Source organism: Caldalkalibacillus mannanilyticus JCM 10596 (assembly GCF_000615945.1).
Taxonomy (GTDB): domain Bacteria; phylum Bacillota; class Bacilli; order Caldalkalibacillales; family JCM-10596; genus Bacillus_AT; species Bacillus_AT mannanilyticus.
In genome coordinates this window covers 1-20,569 of sequence record NZ_BAMO01000024.1, presented here as the reverse complement: position 1 = coordinate 20,569, position 20,569 = coordinate 1, and the positions used below count along the sequence as shown (strand labels likewise).

Annotated in this window: 16 protein-coding genes and 1 tRNA gene; 5 read left to right on the top strand and 12 right to left on the bottom strand. The window is 40.6% G+C overall.

What is annotated here, in order from left to right:
* Positions 1 to 49 precede the first annotated feature (49 nt).
* Entirely contained in the window at positions 50 to 508 is a 459-nt protein-coding gene (locus JCM10596_RS13435) for a GNAT family N-acetyltransferase (protein ID WP_025027573.1), read from the bottom strand.
* 418 nt (positions 509 to 926) lie between these two features.
* Here JCM10596_RS13435 and JCM10596_RS13430 point away from each other — a divergent pair, with 418 nt between their 5' ends.
* On the top strand, positions 927 to 3,350 hold the full coding sequence (locus JCM10596_RS13430) for a S8 family serine peptidase (protein WP_025027572.1): 2,424 nt from the start codon (positions 927 to 929) through the stop codon (positions 3,348 to 3,350).
* Between the two features lie 47 nt (positions 3,351 to 3,397).
* On the opposite strand, the gene JCM10596_RS27960 is transcribed toward JCM10596_RS13430, so the two are convergent.
* The 8 genes from JCM10596_RS27960 to JCM10596_RS13395 all read right to left on the bottom strand — a co-directional run bounded on the left by JCM10596_RS27960 (position 3,398) and on the right by JCM10596_RS13395 (position 14,083).
* A complete protein-coding gene (locus tag JCM10596_RS27960; RefSeq protein WP_025027571.1) occupies positions 3,398 to 6,286 on the bottom strand; it encodes a DNRLRE domain-containing protein in 2,889 nt (962 codons plus the stop codon).
* Positions 6,287 to 6,374: 88 nt separating this feature from the next.
* Positions 6,375 to 8,687: a DUF4962 domain-containing protein gene (locus JCM10596_RS13420; RefSeq protein ID WP_025027570.1), complete on the bottom strand. Its 2,313-nt coding sequence runs from the start codon at positions 8,685 to 8,687 to the stop codon at positions 6,375 to 6,377.
* Between the two features lie 108 nt (positions 8,688 to 8,795).
* The gene (locus JCM10596_RS13415; protein WP_025027569.1) at positions 8,796 to 9,557 is read right to left on the bottom strand and encodes an SDR family NAD(P)-dependent oxidoreductase; all 762 of its coding nucleotides are present in this window, start codon (positions 9,555 to 9,557) and stop codon (positions 8,796 to 8,798) included.
* 8 nt (positions 9,558 to 9,565) lie between these two features.
* Positions 9,566 to 10,246: a sugar kinase gene (locus JCM10596_RS25515; RefSeq protein WP_159102359.1), complete on the bottom strand. Its 681-nt coding sequence runs from the start codon at positions 10,244 to 10,246 to the stop codon at positions 9,566 to 9,568.
* 8 nt (positions 10,247 to 10,254) lie between these two features.
* Positions 10,255 to 10,521: a PfkB family carbohydrate kinase gene (locus tag JCM10596_RS30875; RefSeq protein WP_051541315.1), complete on the bottom strand. Its 267-nt coding sequence runs from the start codon at positions 10,519 to 10,521 to the stop codon at positions 10,255 to 10,257.
* Entirely contained in the window at positions 10,521 to 11,264 is a 744-nt protein-coding gene (locus tag JCM10596_RS13405; RefSeq protein WP_234410508.1) for a bifunctional 4-hydroxy-2-oxoglutarate aldolase/2-dehydro-3-deoxy-phosphogluconate aldolase, read from the bottom strand. The genes JCM10596_RS30875 and JCM10596_RS13405 overlap by 1 nt, the downstream gene beginning before the upstream one ends.
* Positions 11,265 to 11,375: 111 nt before the next feature.
* On the bottom strand, positions 11,376 to 13,049 hold the full coding sequence (locus tag JCM10596_RS27950; RefSeq protein ID WP_025027567.1) for a sensor histidine kinase: 1,674 nt from the start codon (positions 13,047 to 13,049) through the stop codon (positions 11,376 to 11,378).
* The gene (locus JCM10596_RS13395; RefSeq protein ID WP_025027566.1) at positions 13,049 to 14,083 is read right to left on the bottom strand and encodes a response regulator transcription factor; all 1,035 of its coding nucleotides are present in this window, start codon (positions 14,081 to 14,083) and stop codon (positions 13,049 to 13,051) included. Before JCM10596_RS13395 ends, JCM10596_RS27950 begins: the two co-directional genes overlap by 1 nt.
* A 228-nt stretch (positions 14,084 to 14,311) precedes the next feature.
* On the opposite strand from JCM10596_RS13395, the gene JCM10596_RS13390 reads away from it, so the two are divergent.
* From JCM10596_RS13390 to JCM10596_RS29210, 4 genes are all read left to right on the top strand, one after another.
* Positions 14,312 to 15,223: an ABC transporter permease gene (locus JCM10596_RS13390; protein WP_025027565.1), complete on the top strand. Its 912-nt coding sequence runs from the start codon at positions 14,312 to 14,314 to the stop codon at positions 15,221 to 15,223.
* Between the two features lie 17 nt (positions 15,224 to 15,240).
* Positions 15,241 to 16,122 (top strand): carbohydrate ABC transporter permease, encoded by an 882-nt coding sequence (locus JCM10596_RS13385; protein ID WP_025027564.1) that lies wholly within the window; start codon positions 15,241 to 15,243, stop codon positions 16,120 to 16,122.
* A 117-nt stretch (positions 16,123 to 16,239) separates the two neighbouring features.
* The gene (locus tag JCM10596_RS29215) at positions 16,240 to 16,977 is read left to right on the top strand and encodes an extracellular solute-binding protein (protein ID WP_148302600.1); all 738 of its coding nucleotides are present in this window, start codon (positions 16,240 to 16,242) and stop codon (positions 16,975 to 16,977) included.
* An 11-nt stretch (positions 16,978 to 16,988) separates the two neighbouring features.
* Complete coding sequence (locus JCM10596_RS29210) at positions 16,989 to 17,789, top strand: type 2 periplasmic-binding domain-containing protein (RefSeq protein WP_148302599.1); 801 nt, start codon at positions 16,989 to 16,991, stop codon at positions 17,787 to 17,789.
* A gap of 225 nt (positions 17,790 to 18,014) precedes the next feature.
* Here the strand turns inward: JCM10596_RS29210 and JCM10596_RS25500 are convergent, their stop codons facing one another.
* From JCM10596_RS25500 to JCM10596_RS13365, 3 genes are all read right to left on the bottom strand, one after another.
* On the bottom strand, positions 18,015 to 19,106 hold the full coding sequence (locus JCM10596_RS25500) for a cysteine desulfurase family protein (protein WP_234410507.1): 1,092 nt from the start codon (positions 19,104 to 19,106) through the stop codon (positions 18,015 to 18,017).
* A gap of 23 nt (positions 19,107 to 19,129) precedes the next feature.
* The gene (locus tag JCM10596_RS13370; RefSeq protein WP_025027563.1) at positions 19,130 to 20,020 is read right to left on the bottom strand and encodes an LPD16 domain-containing protein; all 891 of its coding nucleotides are present in this window, start codon (positions 20,018 to 20,020) and stop codon (positions 19,130 to 19,132) included.
* 34 nt (positions 20,021 to 20,054) lie between these two features.
* Positions 20,055 to 20,128 (bottom strand) — tRNA-Cys (locus tag JCM10596_RS13365).
* Positions 20,129 to 20,569 lie beyond the last annotated feature (441 nt).

Sequence of the window (20,569 nt, the reverse complement as noted above, 5' to 3'; positions counted from 1 at the left end):
AAATCACTATTGTTTTCTATGTCTACTATTATCTACTTAAATGATCAGTTCACTCTGTAGATTTTTCATATAGTTTAATAGAACCACCACTTACTCCATAGGCTTCTCCAATGTGAGTCCAGCCATACCTTTCGTAGTAGCCATCCAGATCAGTAGTTAAGTATAGTTTTTTATAGCCTTTCACCTTTGCTTGAAATATTGCATGCTGTAATAGTTTAGAGCCAATTTCTTGTCCTCTGTACTGTGGATCAACGTATACGCAAGCAACCCAGGGGTATAAGTCTTGACGACTATTCAGATCGTTCCGTATTAAAGCATATGTACCGATCAATGTTTGATCAAACAAGGCAATATAGAACCTTGGAATCTCATCCGTTGTTGTACAAGAATGAAGCATGCAATCTCGGTAAAACTCGTAATTGTGTTCATTTCCCCATTGCTTCCAAAACAATGTAACAGCTTCTTCAAATAATTCTGGTTTCTGATTCAATTCATATATTTCAAACATGCTTCTTCCTTCTTTCTCCCCTTGGTTGTTTTTGGTTTTTATAACCTTTTAAAATAACTGACTTGTCATAATACTCATGATAGATAAGAAATCTAATAATTAACCTTACAGACTATATCTAGCTTTGTCAAGAAACATTTGGTATAAAAACCAAAAATTAATAATAGCTTCCAACACCCATTGTCCAGCTGATTAAAATCAGCAGGTATGGAAAGTACAAGCAAAATTTTTCTAGTAATAGGGAAATTTGTTTTATTTTTTGAAAATTACACCTAAGGCACTATTTGAAATTTATCGAATTATCGGATAATTTGTCGTTAAATCAGGATGCTAGACCCATTTAAGTAAGCGCTTACAATATATATAATGGAACAGCGTAATACTATATTCATAGATTTCATAAAAGGGAGATGAGGTAATGAAAGAAAGATTTTTTTCTAAAATTTTCATATTTTTGCTAACATTCGCACTTGTATTTTCTTCTTTTGGAATGGGTGTATTTGCTTCAAATGAAAGTCAAAATACAGGTGATCTCGCACAACTGTTTGGTGATTACGATCTTTCCTCTACTCAATCAGAAAAAGTGATTGTTGAATTGCACACAGAATCTATTATTCAAGCAAAGCATAATGGAAAGAATAAAAGCTCTGCATCTCTTACAAAAGAGCGTAGCCAAGTCATTCACCAAATAAATAAGAATGTTGATCATGCTAAAGTGGGAAAGGAATATGAGTATCTTTTCTCTGGCTTTGCGTTAGAGCTGCCAAGCAATCAAATTCCAGCTTTATTAGCGGTGCCAGGAGTAAAAGCAGTCTATCCTAATGTTAGCTATACGGTAACTTCAACAGACAATTATATTGATGGTGAAGTATTCACACCTCATATGGCAGAGAGTGCTCCATTTATAGGAGCTGATCATGCTTGGGCGAATGGAATTACGGGAGAAGGGATTGTCGTCGCTATTCTAGATACAGGGGTCGATTATACTCATCCAGATTTAGTACATGCCTTTGGCGAGTACAAAGGATGGGACTTTATCGACCATGACAATGACCCTCAGGAAACTCCTCCTGGTGATCCACGTGGAGGTTCAACCACACATGGATCACACGTTGCCGGAACAGTAGCTGCCAATGGAGTGATTAAAGGAGTTGCTCCAGATGCGACTTTACTCGCCTATCGTGTCTTAGGACCTGGTGGAACAGGTTCGACTGAGGGAGTCGTGGCGGGGATTGAAAGAGCCGTACAAGATGGTGCTCATGTCATGAATCTATCATTGGGTAATACCTTAAATACTCCAGATTGGGCGACAAGTATTGCCTTAGACTGGGCAATGGCTGAAGGAGTTGTTGCTGTAACTTCCAATGGGAATGCAGGACCAAATAACTGGACAGTAGGCTCCCCTGGAACCTCTCGTCAAGCCATATCTGTAGGTGCTACTCAATTGCCTTATAATGAGTTTAAAGCTTCCATTTCCACTTCGGAAGGTGTAGCTTATCCAAGTGCTGAAGTTATGGGACATCCTTCTGAAGAAGAGCTGTTATCCTTAAATGAAGGAACATATGAGTTTGTTCACGTTGGTTTAGGCTATAAAGAGGATTTTGTAGGAAAAGACGTAGAAGGAAAAATTGCTTTAGTGAGTCGTGGGGAATTTGCTTTTATTGATAAAGCGAAAAATGCCAAAGAAGCAGGAGCAATAGGAGTGGTGATGTACAATCAGCTTTCTGGTCCCATCCCAGTTAATGTACCTGGCTTAGCTGTCCCAACGATCAAGCTAAGTGATACGGATGGTCAAAAGATGATCAATGAACTTGCAGCCGGTAATAACGAAGTATCATTTAACATCCAGTTTGATCGTGCTGTTGGCGAAACAGTTGCAGCATTCTCATCTCGTGGTCCTGTAGTAGGGACATGGATGATTAAGCCTGATGTGGCTGCTCCAGGTGTCAACATCACCAGTACGGTTCCGACTCATAACCCTGAAAATCCTCATGGTTATTCAGCATCACAAGGAACGAGCATGTCTTCTCCTCACGTAGCGGGGGCTGCTGCATTATTGTTACAAGCAAATCCAAGCTGGGGAGTCTATGATGTTAAGTCTGCCCTAATGAATACCTCTGAGAGACTTATTGATCCCGCAACAGGTCAGGAATATCCTCATAATACCCAAGGGGCTGGAAGCATTCGTATACCAGCAGCACTTGACGTATCTACTTTAGTGGATCCAGGGAGTCATTCCTTCGGGGTTTTCGATAAAAAACGTGGAAAAGAAGTTAAAAATACGAAACTAACGATCAAAAATTTATCTGATACTAGAAAGAGATATTCAGTACAAGTTGAGTTTAAGGGTAATCCTGTAGGAATTCATGTGTCTACAAGTAATAACCTGCAAGTGAAAGGAAAATCATCTACTCAATTGAATCTAAAAGTTCAAGTAGATGCTTCTCGATTAGAGGCTGGCTACTATGAAGGAAGTGTTGTGGTGAGCGATGGAGAAGAAACAATCCATGTACCTACCATCCTATTTGTACAAGAACCAGATTACAGTCGTGTTACTCATTTTAGCTTTACTGAGAATGCTGCTGGTGAATTAAATCTGAGTGCCTTTTTCCCTAATGGAGCGGAGAATGCAGGATTATGGATTTACACTGCTGATGGGACGACTCTTGTAGGGGATGTGCATTTAGGAACTAATCTTCCTCCTCGATACAATAACTTCACATGGAACAAAACAATAGAAGGTGAAGCATTAGCTCCAGGTGAATATCGACTTTATGTCCATGCCTCGAAAGCAGGACAAACCAATTATGTTTATGGAGGAACTTTTAAAGTAACTGAGTAAGCATGATAGATAAAGTAGACGAAAGAGAAAACGGTTAGGCTATTGCCCTAACCGTTTTTTCGTTGCTTTATCGTATATTCTAATTCATTGGAAAGCAAGCTTTCTAGTGTGAGAGATTTGACATACAATTTCACATAATACCCCTTCGATTTCCTTGGAACAATCATGTCTATTTCTATCGTTTCTCTTTCTTTTCCCTCTATTTGTACTTCCATGCTTTGCTCGGTATGCAGTGTGCCATCAGGAGCATAAAGTTCAGCAATAAGAGAAGCATGTACTTCCATATGACCCCTATTTTCAATATCTAGCATTCCACGCATCAGACCTAATCTTGAATCTGCCCTAGCATCTTTTCCCCTATAATCATGAAATGAAACATTAGAAAGCAAGAGAGGCGGTTCGATAGCTTGCACTTTCTCAAGAAGTAAGGCTGGTCTTCTTCCTGCATTGCTTTCTTCCTTAGAGTAAAGATTAATATTTCCGTTTTGCCCAAGCCTATCTATGACCATTAAAGTAACATAACCATTCGTCTGTTGCTGAACAAAGTCTGTAATATCCACTTGATAAGGGGTTTCTGTGGGATGTTCTACAGTGAATGTACCAAGGAAAAAAGCCGTTTCCCCAATTCCCGTTACATCCACTGAATCGGGCAGATGATTCATCGATTGGTTCCAAGTGATCGTATTCTCATCCCAGTCATCATGGGTCAGTCCATAGACTTCTAACTCTACTCTCTGAGTATTGCTACCAAGCTTTCCTGTCAACTCGAAAACCGCTCGTTGCAGTCCGGATATTTGTTCAACGGGAAACTTATAGTAGGCAATCCTTCCTTTGCTTCCAATAGCATTTCTCTTGATATTAAAAAATTTATAATAGTTTTGATCTGGTGCTCCCGAATCAATTAACTCCTGATTAAGTGATCCATAATTTGCATTTGGCTTTTCAATATCTATTAGAGCATCATCTGTAGGAGAAAGGGTTTCTATGATTACTGGAGTCTCTGGGTCTGGGTCTTCTGTTTCCTCTATTAAATTGATATAATCCTCTTCTATATTTCCACTTATTTCATTCTGCTCCACTCTAATTCTTTTTCCAGCTTCGATCAAGATCCCGTTCGTATTGCCTTGAATTCGATTCCCTGTTATGAGAATATCTTCGGGAAGACCAGCTCCATTGTTGTGATTGTTTCGATCACCCAAATCCTCGGCAAGATGAATGCCCCAGAATCCTTGAGCTGTATTATTCTGAATCACATTCTCTCGAACCACTGTTCTTGGAGCATTCAGCAGATAGATTCCTTTAGAATGAGCAGGAGTCATTGTATTCACAATGGTATTTTTTTCAATCACGGTGTCTGGTGAGCCCATGATGACCGTAATTCCATCCCTTGTGTTGGTTAATGTATTTAGATGAATATAATTTCCTGCCCCTGACGCAGAATGATTGTGAGGAGGAGTCCCTCCTGTATTCCCTACCCCAATGCCACCTCTTGTGATGTTTTCCAATGTGTTTCCTGTGATCTCGTTGAGGTACTCTCTTTGACCATGTAAATCAATCGCGTCATGAATGACTCTTCGAAATGTATTATTGGCAATTAAATTATTGTGGGAATAGTACTGAACAAGAACCCCATGACGTAAATAAGGACCTTCAAATCTATTATTTTGTACTACGTTAAAATGAGAGTCATTCGCATGCCCCAGCCGATTGATTCCTACAACCCCTTGGATAGCGACTCCATACCCTGCACCACCTCCACCTACATCTGTCGCCTTCTGAAATGTGGAATTCTGAACTACAATATCATGACTGCGATCGATACGAACTCCCATTCGTTGAAACTTCTCGATCGTCACATGTTCCATCGTAATATGATGAGAGGGTGATCCTGCCATATCGGACAAATAAATCACATAAGCAGGTCCACCACGGTCTGGGTTATTCTGGTCAGGATTACTTGAAAAATCCCCTTCATAAGTAGAAGTGATCGTTATGTTAGAGATAACAATATGATGCCTCGCATATCCTGTAAGAACCTTGCTATTTGGGGCATCCTGAGCATCAAAATAGGATTTAAGTATGGTTCCTGTCTGGCTTTCTCCGCGTAAGTTCACCCCGGATTTTAAGTGGAGATGGGAGGTTCCATCGGTTGGCATTTGACTGATTAGGTTGTAGACTCCATTAGGAAAATATACTTCATCGCCAAATCTCGCCTCTTCTAATGCTGCGGCAATCGCAGGTAAATCGTCTGTATTATTGTCAGCAGGATTGGCTCCAAAATCAAGGACATTTAACGTTCTCCCTGTTACTTGATTAGGTTCATGAATGGGATGTGGAGAACCATCAGGATTATAAAGCCCTGGTTTGGTAAAAGGTTCAGCACCTGGAACAGGTCCGGGATCGATCGCTTCGAGATGAGCAACAATCGGTCCATCAGGATTGGGTGGGTAGATATGAACCGCGGTTATACTGTTCCACGTATTCACTGAGTTTCCATAACCAATAATCTTCACGTAACGAGCAGTAATATCATTAAAATCATAGGGCTCTAAATTAAACGTTGAACCGCTATTGGTTGCATGGTCCACTACTTTTATCCATTCCACTCCGTCCGCAGATACTTCAATATCCACAGTCGTCAAGCGCAGCGTCCCATTATGAAAAGCAATCCCTAGATACCCCACTTGCTGGAGCGAGCCTAGATCATATTGAATCCATTCCCCTACTCCTTGCGCTGACCAACGAGTATTTAGATCATTATCTAATGTATTTTCCGGGAAATTCCCATCATGATTACTGGCATGTACTCCAATGACAGGTAGGTTTTCTGGCGCTTGCTGCGCATGAATCACCATGCCTGCGGATTTAGAGAACGGCGTTACAATAAACATCAGACAAATGATCAAAATGATGCTACGCATCCATCGTTTCGACATCTCATACCCTCCCATTCATTTCATTAATCACTTCCATTAACCACTTGCACTAATCACTTGCATTAATCACTTGCATTAATCACTTGCATTAATAAGCTTTGCTCACCTCCACTCGAAATGTCTGACCGTTTTCCGTAAAGTATAAACTGATCCCATGATCTTGGTCATCCATAAAATAAGAAACATATTTATGATTGTTTTTCTTTGCTGGTACTAATAAAGTAACAAGACGATGACTCTTGGCTTTCGGCGTTTTGGCTTCGAGTCGCCAATGATGGGGGAGCCCTTCGATTTCTGCGATATCAACCCCAGGATAATCATTTTTCTGAATCAAGGATAGATCACCGGCAGAAGAATAGAGGAACCGCCCTTCAAGATCGGCTTTCTCTCCTTGCACCCTAAATGTTTGCCCTTTCACTTTCATTTCATTTAGGGTATGGAATAACCAGTCTACCTCCGCAGGTTGATCCAAATCAACATAATCAATCAAGACAAAATAGGAATGATGGACAAAATACGTTTCTCTCATGTACCTTCTTAAATAAGGAACCTCGTGCTGATAGGCTTGAGTCGCATCGGCACAGACAAAACTATGTGAAGCCGTTGTTTCGATTCTTTCAATCTTTCCTTTGGCTGCTATTCCAAGTACCTTATCCTTTCCAGCATACTGCCCTTTCCCGTCGATCAGGATTCCATTTTTGGAAATGGTCTGTCTTCGCCAATTCATATGCATTGTGCTATTAAAGGCAACATAATACCCACTGTGTATTGCTAGAGGCTCACCAAAGGCATGTAAGACAAAGCAATTTTGATCCCCATGACTATGACTTATTGATCCATAGGGGCTGCTTTTCGTTAAAAACATGATATGTTCCTCGGGATCATCCATTCGATGATGCATAGCTACCCAGCCAACGTCTTGGAACCATTTCACTTCTTCTATCTCTCTTGGGGCTTGTGCTTCAACTTGTGGATAATCATGGAGATACATGAGCTGATCGAAATTAAAATCCCACCAGCCTTTGTTATAAAATTTATCATCTGCATCAATATCCCATTTTCTCGTTTGCTCGTAATACCATTGATAATAAGGATTTCCGGTCACACCTGCATATTGTCTACTATTAAATCCCACTTTTAGCCCCGGACGCTCCCCTAGATTAGCATGATCCCCAAAACTGGCTCTTCGGGTATCTGGACTATAGACATAAAGGGGAAAATCACCTGTTTTTTGAAAGAACGGACGCTGGTAATAATCGATTCCAGTAAATTTCTTTACTAGATTCATAGCATCAATAACATAAGCCATCCCTGTCATCCAATAATGAGGCCCTTCAGCCCAGCCTCCATCTGCTCCACCCCATGGGGTGTACAGAGTAGCATAATATTCTAACGTGTAATCTAACCACTCCTTGACTTGTGGCTCTTCCTCTAGTAAGGCAATACAACAAGGAACTAAGACCGAGGATAAGGAACGAACTGCATGACTATCGTAAGGAACATGATGAATTTTGGAGCGCTCGATCACATGCTGAGCCACTTGCTCTGTTCGCCGAAACAAGGCTTTTCGTACACACTCTTTCTCTACAGCCGAGAGTTCCTGATGGAGCCAGTCATATCCCCAAGCCAAAGCACCTGCCACACGAAATGCCGCTTCATCATTGTAATCTCTTGAGGTTGTGCCTTCTGTATCCCATGCAGTAATATGGAGTAACCATTCCTTCGCCCTTGCTAGAAGCTGCCTGTCTTCCAGAATAACACCCGCTACACTAAGATGCCTTACCGCATGTAACACCTCTTGACAGTCCATATACATCTTTCTCCACAAAGGCGCTACTCTTTGATGATTAGGGTACGGCAACGGCTCGGCAACGAGGGGGTGATTCAGCCAAGGAAGAACTGATTTATGATAAAAATTCTCCCATTCACAAGTATTATTGTCATCTTGAAGCCGTTCTCGAAACGTCCTAACTTCCTGCTCATTTAACCATAATCTTGGGTGAGAGAGTAACGTGTCTTGATAGCGATGTTGGCGGCTTGTGAGAGGCGTTTCTGGTAGGTTCTCTGCTATCGTAAAGGAGCGGACCTGACTCCATTCCGATTCTCTAACAGAAGCATCTTCTTCATTAAGTAAGGCATACCTCCAAAAGTACACTCCCGCAGGTAAAGAAGTATCAGGCGTATACATATTATAATAAATAGGGTGGCTGGTTCTTGTTTCCTCAGGAGTAAATTCAGGTGATGCGGATATTTGGAGTATGTACTGATCGTCCTCCAGCTTAGCCGGCATCCAAGTAAACCGAGGCGGATTTTCTAAGATTTCTGTCTGTTCATCTGGTTGGTACTGTACATTTAGTTCTCCTGCCACTGGTTGATACAGTGTTTTTAGTGTGTCTGGCATTAACCTATCTCCTCCATCTATACATCTATAATCTAAACGATACATCTACTCTAAGTACTTTTGTTTGGCTCCATTTGAGCATTATGCTCGCTTCCCACTATGCCACTGTTATTTCATGAATAAACCCCCATTGATTTCCGTTGTTTCACCAGTAACATACTCTCCTAAGGCGGACACAAAATAGAGAACGGCTCCACATACATCTCTTGGCTTTCCTTCTCTTCCTAATGGAATTCCCTTCACTGTACTTAAGCGACCTTCTTTCGTGGAAAAGGTATCATGGAAAGGGGTATCTCCTATTAAGCCTGGTGAAACTGCATTGACAGTGATGTTATAAGGGGCTAATTCCTTAGCGAGTCCCTTCGTAAAGGTAAGGACAGCTCCCTTAGAAGCAGCATAAGCAGCCGCCCCTGGTCCTCCTCCGTTATGAGCCGCCAAAGAAGTCATATTCACGATTCTCCCGCCTGTTTCTTTCATCAATGGGATGGCAGCTTGTGAAACCAGAAAAGTACTTGTCACATTGACATCCATAATGTGATGCCAGAGCTCTTCACTCATTTCTTCTACAGATGAACGTTGAACCAAATGTCCCGCATTATTCACTAGAATATCTAGCCTACCGTTAAAAAATTGCTTTGTTTCCTGTACTAGAGCCATAATTTGCTCTTTCTTCATCACATCTGCCTGTACAGACAGCGCTTTTCTTCCCATGTTTTGAATCTCTTTCACCACTTCTTCTGCTCCTTGAGCGTTACTCCCATAATGAACCACTACATTGGCTCCTGCTTCTGCTAACCCTAGCGCGATTCCACGTCCAATTCCTGTTCCGCCTCCTGTGACCAGTGCATTCTTACCATCTAAATGAATCATATAACACCCTACCTTTCTATTGTGATCTCTCGATTTTTATAAGCTTGATATTCAGCCAAGGTGGGTAATCCTTGATAATCTCCTTGATGCTCCACCACTTTTGCTCCCACCCAGTTTCCCAGACGCAAACACTCTTGAAAGCATAATCCTTCTAGCTCTCCGAATAAGTATCCGGCATTAAATCCATCTCCTGCTCCTACGGTATCGATTACTTCAATTCCTTTGACAGCTGATTGATAGACTTGTTGTTCTCTTCGAATTCCTAAAACCCCTTTGTCCCCCTGCTTAATGACAACCGTACTGCTCTCGTCTAACCCACACTGTTTATAGTAATCTAGTGCTTTGTCAATCGTTGGTTCTCCTGAGCATAAGATCGCCTCTTCTTCACTCATAAAAAGGGTTTCAATATAGGGATAGATCTTCTGATACTCCTGCTTCGCCTCCTCAATCGACCAGAGCTTCTGTCTTAGATTAAGGTCAAAGCTAGCAGGGATATTGTACTCTTTACTTACTTGTAAAATCTTATGGACTGCCAGCCTAGGACCCTCCCCCAAAGCTAACGTAATCCCTGTTAGATGAACTCTTCTGGCTTGTATAAGAGCTTCGATATCGATATCGGCTTCAGTGAGAGCGGAAGCGGCTGAGTTCTGTCGATAGTAATAGACATGAATCTTATTAGGAGCTCTCACCTCCTTGATCATGAGCCTGTGCGATTAGTTTGATCCATAGTAACCTTAGAAACATCGACCCCTTCACCACGAATGGTTTTGATAATCTGGTGACCAAAGGGATCATCCCCTAGCTTACTGGACCAAGCTACTTTTTTTCCTAGGCGAGCTAAACCAATGGCTGTATTAGATTCCGCTCCACCTATCGACTTGCTTAACGTACTCACATACTCTAAGCTCCCTGTTTCTGAAGCTGAAATACAAACCATCGTTTCTCCTAACGTAAATAAATCCACTAGGCAAGCTCCTCTCTAGCTTGTTGGATTCTGGTTACATATTGCTTGGCTTTCTCTTGTATCGATGAATAATCTTCCTTTTCGATTGCCTGATGACTGAGTAAGTTGCTGCCAATACCAACGCCAACCACTCCCGCTTTAATAAAATCTGCCACGTTATCTAAATTGATTCCACCTGTTGGAAGGATCGGAATATGAGCAAGAGGTCCTCTCACATCTTTGATAAATTGCACCCCTAACCCCGTTGCCGGAAAGAGCTTCACAAGATCCGCCCCACCCTCATAGGCTCGAAGCATTTCTGTCGGGGTCATCACTCCTGGAGCTGCAATCTTTCCATACCGTAAAACCGTTTGAACCACTCTCGGTGAATAGGTAGGACTAAAAACAAACTCTGCTCCTCGTTGAATCGCCATTTTCGCTGTTTCACTATCAAGCACGGTTCCAGCTCCAATCATAGCTTGATCCCCCACTCGTATCGCCAACCGTTCCAGTGCTTGAAACGCAGATGGCTCTTCAACGGTTATTTCAATCGCTGTGATTCCCCCCCTTATTAAGCATTCTGCAACTGGCTCTATCTTTTCTAAAGGAACCCTACGAAGAACAGCAATAACACCACTTTCCAATAGTTTAGAAAGCATTCCTATTTTGGAACCGATGGCTGTCACAATGTTCACCCCGTTTCTTAAGCGCTTACATGAAAGGGTATAGCCTTTCTCCTTCGCTATTTTCACCCATTCTAGCATCTGCCTCCCTGCTACTCTACGGACATTTTTTGTATTGACCTTTGTTTTTTTTAGATACAAAAAAAGAGAGGATACCTTGCAGCTTATCAGCCGGATAAGGTTCCTACCCCTTTAGTTTGAGCCATTGACAATATGGCGTTCTCCCAGCAGATTTCTTCTGGGCATTTTCATTGTAATGATTGTTCCTTCTTTCACCTCACTCTGAAGCTCTAACCCATACTCATCTCCGAAAATAAGCTGAATGCGACGATGGACATTACACACTCCTATTCCCATATCTGCTTTTAACTCTTTTGTCGTCCCTGTCTTTAAACGTTGTTTAATCTGGTCAAGTCTTTCTGGTGTCATTCCAAAACCATTATCTGTAAGACGAACAATCAAATGCCCTTCTTCAACGATAGCCTCTAAAGAAATGCTTCCCTCACAGGAACATTTTCTAAATCCATGCTGAATCGCATTTTCAATCAGCGGTTGAAGAGTCAGCTTCACCATCTCTTCCGCTAAAAGTTCAGGAGCTACTCTTACTTCAAAAGCGATCTTTTTTTGGAAGCGGTGTTCCTGAACAATGAGATAGCTCTGCACATGCTGAAGCTCATCTGCCATGGTCACCACTTCAAAATTCCTCACGGAGTACCTAAACATTGTAGACAACGCCTCCGCCATATCCGATATCTCATCCGCCTCATTGAGAATCGCATAGGCATTCATCGTTTCAAGGGTATTGTGTAAAAAATGAGGGTTAATTTGCGATTGGAGGGCTTGCAGCTCTATTTTTTGCTTTTCAATCTGGACTTGCTTTGTTTCCAGCTCTGATTTATTGACAATACTTCTGGTGAAGAGAAATGCTAGAAGAAAAGCTAGAGATAAAGCAAGAGTCCCTACCGCTATCACCGTTCTTTTAATCCCAGAAATCGGCTCGAAGGCTTCCGCTTTTGGCGTCATTGCAATAATCTTCCACCCTGAATAATCGGAGGTTGTAAAACGATAAAGCATGGCTTCCCCATTCCATTCGCTGATAAATGTACCTTGTTTCACGCTCATTAAGCTTTCTTCTAAATTCTTTTCTATTTTTTGCCCGAGCATTTCTTTGTTAGGATGATACACAACCTTTCCCTCTTCATCCATGATCCAAAAATATGTATTGTTACTTAAATTAGCGAGCTTCCACAGCTCTTCTAAAGAGGAGGCTCGTACATCAATGCCCAATACTCCTTTAGGCTGAAAACTAGATAAGCCTCGCACCCTACGCGTAATAGTAATGACGTATTGATTCGCGTTATAGAGGCTAGTATCAGCATGCAGAACCATTTCCCCATTTTCCGGCGTCCTCTGAGAAAGTTTCTGGTAAACCTTGACCGTAGGAAAATGATCCTCAGGGCGATAATACCGATCTTCCGATAGAATATACTGCCCTTCATCCCCAATGATATAAATTAATTCAATCTCGTCATACTGAATTGAAATCTGATTCATCAGTTTTTTTATTTCTCGATAATGCGTATACTTCTCAAATTCTTGCCCCTTATTTAATTCAAGAAATTGCTTTACCTTGCTATCCCCAATAAGGGAAAGGGAAGCGAGCTCGTAATCTCGAATAAAGCGCTCCGTCTGATAATTGGTGTTCTTGACAATATGATCTAAATAGCTTTCGACCTGATCTAAAATCTGATTAGCAGCTTGATCATAGACGATCCAAGCAACTAAAGCTAAAGGAAGCACAATGACTACTGTAAAATAGAACAACAATCTCTGAAACAAATTAAGTTGTTTCCACTTTTTCCCCATTACTCTACTCCCATTTTTGCCCGATATTCCGAGGGGGAGCAGCCCGTGTACTTTTTAAAGGTTTTGGTAAAATGGGGATGATCATTAGACCCGATTCGACTGGGAATATCAATGATACGAATATCGCTTTGTAATAATAATTCCTTTGCTCTTTCCATTCTCGCTCTCATTCTAAAGCGCACGAATGTTTCGCTTGTTTCTTGTTTAAATAATTGGCTAAAATAAGACGGATTCAAGCCTAATTTCTTAGCTACTTTTTCTAAGCTCACATCACTTTCAAGATTCTCTAAGATGAATTTTTTTGCCACTTCTATAGGGTCTTTTTCATTACCCTTTCGTTTATTTTCAATAATTTTTATGAGCTCTACACAGTTGGAGAGAAAAGCAGAATTGGGATCATTAACCCCATGGATATCCATTCGTTTCAGTGGCCACTCAGAGAGCTGACTTCCCTTTTCATTTAATCGATGAAGAAGCATATCAAGCATGTGATTTAATAGATTGCAGTAATATTTTAAATCCAGATTTCGCTCTGCAATATCATGGAACCATTGATTTAAAAATCGTTGAACCGCCTCTCTATCAATCAGCCAAACTCTTTCCTCTAGACCTTGTAGCACCTTCTCTACCTCATCGGCTCCAATAAATTGATTCTTCTTTTGACTGGCTAGAAGACGGATCATTGTTTCTTCCATCTTTTTTTTGGTCACTGGTTTCAATAAATATTCTTTCACTCCAAATGAAATGGCTCGTTGGGCATAATGAAACTCATCATAGCCTGAAATAATGACCCAATTTGTATAAGGACTATGGTTCACCCAGCGTTCAATTAACGCTAAGCCATCCAAATCAGGCATTTCTATATCTGTGAATACAAGATCAAAAATATGATGCTTCAGAAGTTCTTCTGCTTCCCTGCCATTTTGTGCCTCTAGTATTTCTTTTTCTTCTTCCCCCTCCAGCTCTATTTTTTGAAGTAACGCACATAACCCCCGACGAATCATAGGTTCATCTTCAACAAGTAAAATTTTCAAGCTTATTCCCCCTCTTCCTCATTCGAGTAAGCGCTTACAATATATATTTTTAGAAAATTTACTATTTTTTTATCACTTATTATATATGATACCACTATTTCTTTACATCCTCTTTTTCTCGAATCTAAAAAAAACACAATGAGTACAGAACTAATTCTATTGCTGTAAGCCCTTACAGCGTTTACGATAAACCTACTAATTTTAAGAAGGAAATGGAGGAAAGAAGGAATGCGAATGAACTCTCTACTAGGTTCCTTGTGGAAGTATAAGACCCTTTATCTTATTTCTCTGCCGGGAATCTTATATTTTCTAGTTTTTAAGTATGTACCTCTTTTAGGATCGGTTATTGCTTTTCAAAATTACAATATTTTTCTGGGGATTACGGGAAGCCCTTGGGTAGGGTTGGACCACTTTCGCAAGATGTTTTCTTATCCTGAGTTTACTCGAATCCTGACAAATACGTTATTGATCAATCTGTATGATCTTCTCTTTGCTTTTACAGCTCCTATCGTTCTGGCACTCATGCTTAATGAAGTCCGCAAAATATTGGCGAAACGGCTGATTCAGACCGTTATTTATATGCCACACTTTTTGTCCTGGGTAATTATTAGCGGAATTTTTATTGGGATATTGTCACCTTCAACAGGAATTATCAATTACGTTGTTCAGCTACTCGGCTATGATCCAATCTATTTCTTGGGGGATGAAAGCTATATTCGAGCCATTATTGTAGGTTCTGGCATGTGGCGTGATACGGGATGGGGAACGATTATTTATTTGGCAGCCTTAGCAGGAATAAGCCCTAGTCTATACGAAGCGGCTGAAGTCGATGGAGCCAATCGCTGGCAACAAACATTCCATATTACACTCCCAGCTCTATTGCCAACGATCACTATTTTGTTTTTGCTTCAAATCGGGAACTTCTTAGATTTTGGGTTTGAACGAGTCTATGTTTTTCTAAATCCTATGAACCGTATGAATGGGGAGATTTTTGATACCTATATTTATCAAGTGGGGCTTCTTCAAGCACAATTTAGCTATACCACAGCTATCGGTATCTTTAAATCAGTGGTTGGACTGGTTTTATTAGTCGGAGCCAATACGCTCAGTAAAAGAGCTACTGGAAATAGTTTATACTAGAAAGGAGAAGGAGTTGTATGTCTAAACGAATAAGTAAATCACGCAAGTTTTTTTTGATCATCAACCTTACTCTATTAATCATCATTTGTCTTGTGATGATTCTACCATTTCTTCATGTTCTCGCCCAATCTTTTAGTAGTTCTGGTGCTATTGATCGAGGAGAGGTCATCCTCTGGCCCGTTGAATTTACTCTAGATCATTATCAATATGTCTTCCAGGATATTACGATTTGGCGTGCCTTCATGGTAACAATATTTATCACCGTAGTGGGAACTATATTTAACCTGATTGCAACAGCATCCTTAGCCTATCCACTTTCTCGCCGAGAATTTATCGGCAGAAAAATCATTCTCTTTCTAGTTTTGTTTACCATGATCTTCTCTGCCCCCTTGATTCCAACGTATCTTTTGGTTCAAAAGCTGGGGATGTTAAACACACTATGGGCTCTGATTATTCCGACTGCGATTAGTGCCTTTAATTTTTTTGTGATGAGGTCCTTCTTCCTACAGATCCCCTCAGAGCTGATAGACTCAAGTCGAATTGATGGCTGTGGGGAGTTGCGTATTCTCTTTCAGATCGTACTCCCTCTTTCTAAGCCAGCCTTAGCTACACTGGCTATCTTTTATGCCGTCTTTCATTGGAATACTTACTTTAACGCTCTTATGTATATCGAGGATCGCAAGCTGTATCCCCTACAGGTTAAGCTTCGAGAGTTAATTGTGGATGAAAATATAACGGCTGATCCTGCATCAGCGGTATTCAGTTCGATGCTTGCCAGCTCTCCAGAGGGAATGAAGATGGCTGTTATTATTGTTGCTACCGTCCCTATTCTGCTGATCTACCCCTTTCTACAGCGTTTCTTCGTTAAGGGGTTACTCTTAGGCGGCATTAAAGAATAAGAGCCTAAAATTAGCACAACAAGACATAAAATCAGCACATTTAATAAATCCATTTTCCTTGTTACTTTATACATGTAAGGGCTTACTAAAAAATATGTAGAAAAGAGGGTGTCGTTATTGAATAAAAAGTGGATGATTCTAGCACTTGTCTTCGTTCTTATTTCTGCCTTATTTGTTGGCTGTACAAGTAGTTCACCACAATCGGCTGATCCGATTCCAAATGCTGAAGACGCAGCAGGAGAGGCTTCACAAGCTCCGCTAACCTTTTCCATCTCCATGCGCACGCTAGGGACTCCTTATGTTGAGAGTCACCCAGATATTAACGAGGATAAATGGGTCAAAGAACTAGAAAGCTTAACCAATACAGACATCGATATTAGATTGGTGCCTCATAAAGAGTACGTGGAGAAAATGACACTGATGCTTGCCTCAGGAGATATTCCAGATGTCGTTCAAGCCTCTGGAGGAGTATGGGGACCTGAATTGGCTGGTTCCGTACAAGCAGGTGTTTTTCTGCCTCTTGATGATTTACTACAAGAACATGGGCAAAATCTATTACGAGTCATTCCACAAGAAGCATGGGATCAAGTGACGCACGATGGAAAAATCTATGCCATTCCAGATTACTTATCCAATCGCTCTAGACGAGGAACCTGGATACGCCTCGACCTTCTAGAACAAACAGGGCTGGATATTCCTAGAACCACAGATGAATACTTGGAAGTGTTACGCGCTTTCAAAAAATTAGGTGTGGAAAATCCCTACCAAGGACGTGAAAACTTCAAATACGCTGATACCTTTTTTGCTGCCTTTGACGCTCTTCCTTTCAGTGGGAGTATTACAATGGGCAGGTAGTTCCGAAATTTATGGCTGGAGACAAGATAAAAGATGCTCTATCCTTTTACCGAACCATGTATCAAGAAGGATTGATTCATCCTGAGTTTCTAACCACTCCACAACCACAATTTAGAAGCAATATTATTTCAGGTCAGGCTGGAATGTGGTCGATGAATGCAGAGGAAATCCTTTCTTGGGAGCAAGAACTACAACAAAATGTACCTGAAGCAAGAATTGCCGTGATCCCCTCTCCTATAGGTCCTGATGGCAAGGGAGGGCATTACCTTTACGATAGTGTGGTTCGTGCTTTCATGATTCATAGCAAAACAAAGGTAGATCCTGCTCGCTTGATTCAATTCTTCGATTGGCAGGTTTCCGATGAAGCAGAAAGGTTCTTCACTTACGGAATTGAGGGGCAAACCTATACACTTGAAAATGGACAAATTAACTATGAGATTCCAACAGATGCAGCTAAACTTAATGAACAGCGTTACCGTACAAATTGGCTGTGGCTCATTAAGGATGCTACTTTCACCAGAGGAATCCTTGAATTATCTGAAGAAGGACAGCAATTAATCAGAATCTTTGATGACATTCTAGCTCAGGAAGGGAGAGATACGATTAAGTTCGACCCGCCACTTGAATCTCTCTTAAGCAATCCAGATGTCCGCCCTGGTACAGATACTCCTCCCGATGTCTGGATGACAGGAGCTATTCGGATTATCCTTGGACGGGAGCCTCTCGAATACCATGATCAAATCATTGAAGAATGGTTAGCGAAGGGTGGCAAACAAGCCATTGAAGAAGCTACAAAGCACTATCTTGATTGATCATATCCAGATACCTAAATAGAGAGTAGACTTCCATAAAGTATAAATTTTGGTTAAAAATTATACAAAAATTTATACTTTCTTATTCAGTAAGAAAAAAACCTCTCTTCTGTGATTAGGGCATTTCACCCCAAGCACGGAGAGAGGCTTTTCTCGATTTATGTTAGATAAATTCTCCTTGAAGTTCTAGAATGTTATTGATTTTAGCAGATAGGAGCTCTACTCCTACGATGATGTCACTCTTTTCTTGATATGGCTGAAGCATATCCTAATGGAATGGTTGGCTTCTTCGCCCGTTAAACCAATCGTTGTCAGTACATATGAAGGCTCTAGACTAGCTGAGTTGCATGCCGAACCCGAGGCAATAGCTAATCGACCTAATCCAGAAACTAAGGCTTCAGAGCTTACCCCATTGATTCTGAGATTTAAGATATGAGGAACGCTTACGGCAGGATCATTATTGACTTGTATCGCAGGCACTTTCATGCGCATCTCCTGTAAAAAAAGATCTCTTAATTCCTGCACCTTTGCATAATGTTCATTGATATTTTCTTGGGCTAAATAACAGGCATGCCCCAATCCTACTATTTGGGCTGTTGGTAGGGTACCACTCCTAAGACTATTCTGCCCACCTCCAAACGTTAACGGTCTAACGATGTGTCGTATCTTTTTGTTCACATATAAAGCCCCAATTCCCTTAGGACCATAAATCTTGTGTCCAGACAAAGATAAGGAAGCTATATTCATTGCTCTACAATTGATGTCTATTTTTCCTATAGATTGAACAGCGTCAACATGTAGAAGAATCCCACGATTGGAACAAAGAATGGATAACGCTTCTATATCTTGAATGACTCCAAGCTCTGAGTTAATATGAGCACAGCTAATCAGCTTCGTGTTATGATCGATCATTCTCTCTAAATCTGGGATATGGATACGTCCTTGATGATTAACCTTAGCATATCTGACCTCTATTCCTCTTCTGGCTAATTCGTTCCCCACTTCAAGGGTTGACTTATGGTCAATAGGGCTCAGGATGATATTGCCGCTCGTTTCTTTTAACCATTCGTAGAGTCCTAGTAGAAATAAGTTATTGCTTTCTGTCGCCCCAGAGGTAAATATAATTTCCTCGGGTTCAGCATGAATAAGCTCAGCCACTTGCTTCGTTGCTTGGTTAATGGCATGGAGGGCTCTTTTTCCTAAAATATGTTGAGAGGAAGGATTCCCAAATTCTAAGGAATGGTATTTACTCATCAGCTGTATTACTTCCTCATGACAGGGGGTGGTGGCACAATGGTCGAGATAGATCACCTTCATATCATTTCATCCTTTGTCTGAGGCTAGCTTTGGAATACAGAAAAGTTAACCATCTTGGAATATATTTCGTCTATACTCATTTCCCCACTTCCACCTGGATCAGCAATGATGATCTTCATCCCCGTTAAGCTGTATAAATCAAGGGCAATTTCCACTCCTGTCTTTACAGGCTGATAACACTCGCCCGGAGCAAACATCAGCAATAATCGTTTTCCGCTTTTATAGACCTCTGAGATCATTTCTGTGATTTCCCCAGCACAGCCGGTTACACCACAGCTAATTAAGGTTTTATAATTACCATCCTGGTCTAAGAAGCTTACTTCTGTTTCATTGGTTTGTTCATTAAGTACTTTCTTTTCTAATTTGTTTTCTTTTACTAATTTTGTCGCGCTTTTTTGGAATCTGTACTTAAGCCACGTTTCAGGAAAGGCTAACTCCTGCTTTCTACTAGATAAAATATGACTCTCATCAAAAATACCAGACTCTTTTAAAACCTTTAAATAGGATTTGGGAAAGGTAAAGTGGTCATAGTATTGTTGTCTTAGTTCAGAAGCTGATACGTTCGAGGTTGGGACATATTGCCAATCATTAATTAATAGTAAGAAATGTGTGTGATCAAATTTCACATGAAATTCCTCTGCGATTTTTACACCTTGGGTCCAGGTATAATGAGGAAAAATTCCTACCCTTTGTTTTATTCTGTTTTTAATGATTTCATTCTCTTGTTCTTCCATAACTCCTGGCGTAAGGCTGCCATTTACTTCATCCATAAATAACATATAATGACCAGCCATAATGACAACTTCCTTGTGATCACAATTCTCTAGTTCTTGGCGAATAAGATTTAGTAATACTTCTTCGGAGTCTAATAACTGGTGAGAGGATTTCATATTGGATTGCTTCGCAATATGCATGAAAGTTCCAACCTTTCTATTTGTTATTTATTGATGGAGGCGGTGCTAGGATTTGAACCTAGAATAAGAGATTTGCCGTCTCTTGCCTTCCCGTTTGGCTACACCGCCCTATATAATATGTAAACTTCTATTAGAGGGAAGTTTTACTCCACCTGTATTGATTCTACTAATACTCAAAATAATAGGTTTCCATGAATAAGGAGTGTATTTATAGGTAAAAAATGGAAGTGAGGGGTAAAAAAAACAAGATAGTGACTTGTAAAGTAAGCATCTTCTTGTAGAATAAGTATCTTTAAGTTGGAAAGGAAGCTCTATGTAGGACGAGAGTAATATTATACTTTTTTTCTTTATTTTGTAAGAATTTTAACTACTACAATTTTACACTCGCCCTTTTTTTATGTCAATACTTTTTCAAAAAAATGGAGAAAAAACAGAGCTAAAAACCCAAATTTCTTAATTTTTTTTATTTTCCTTAAAACCGTACGGTTCCATTATCCCTTCTATAATAAGAAAAAATAAAGCGATTAGACAAGCCTGTAATATGTTATC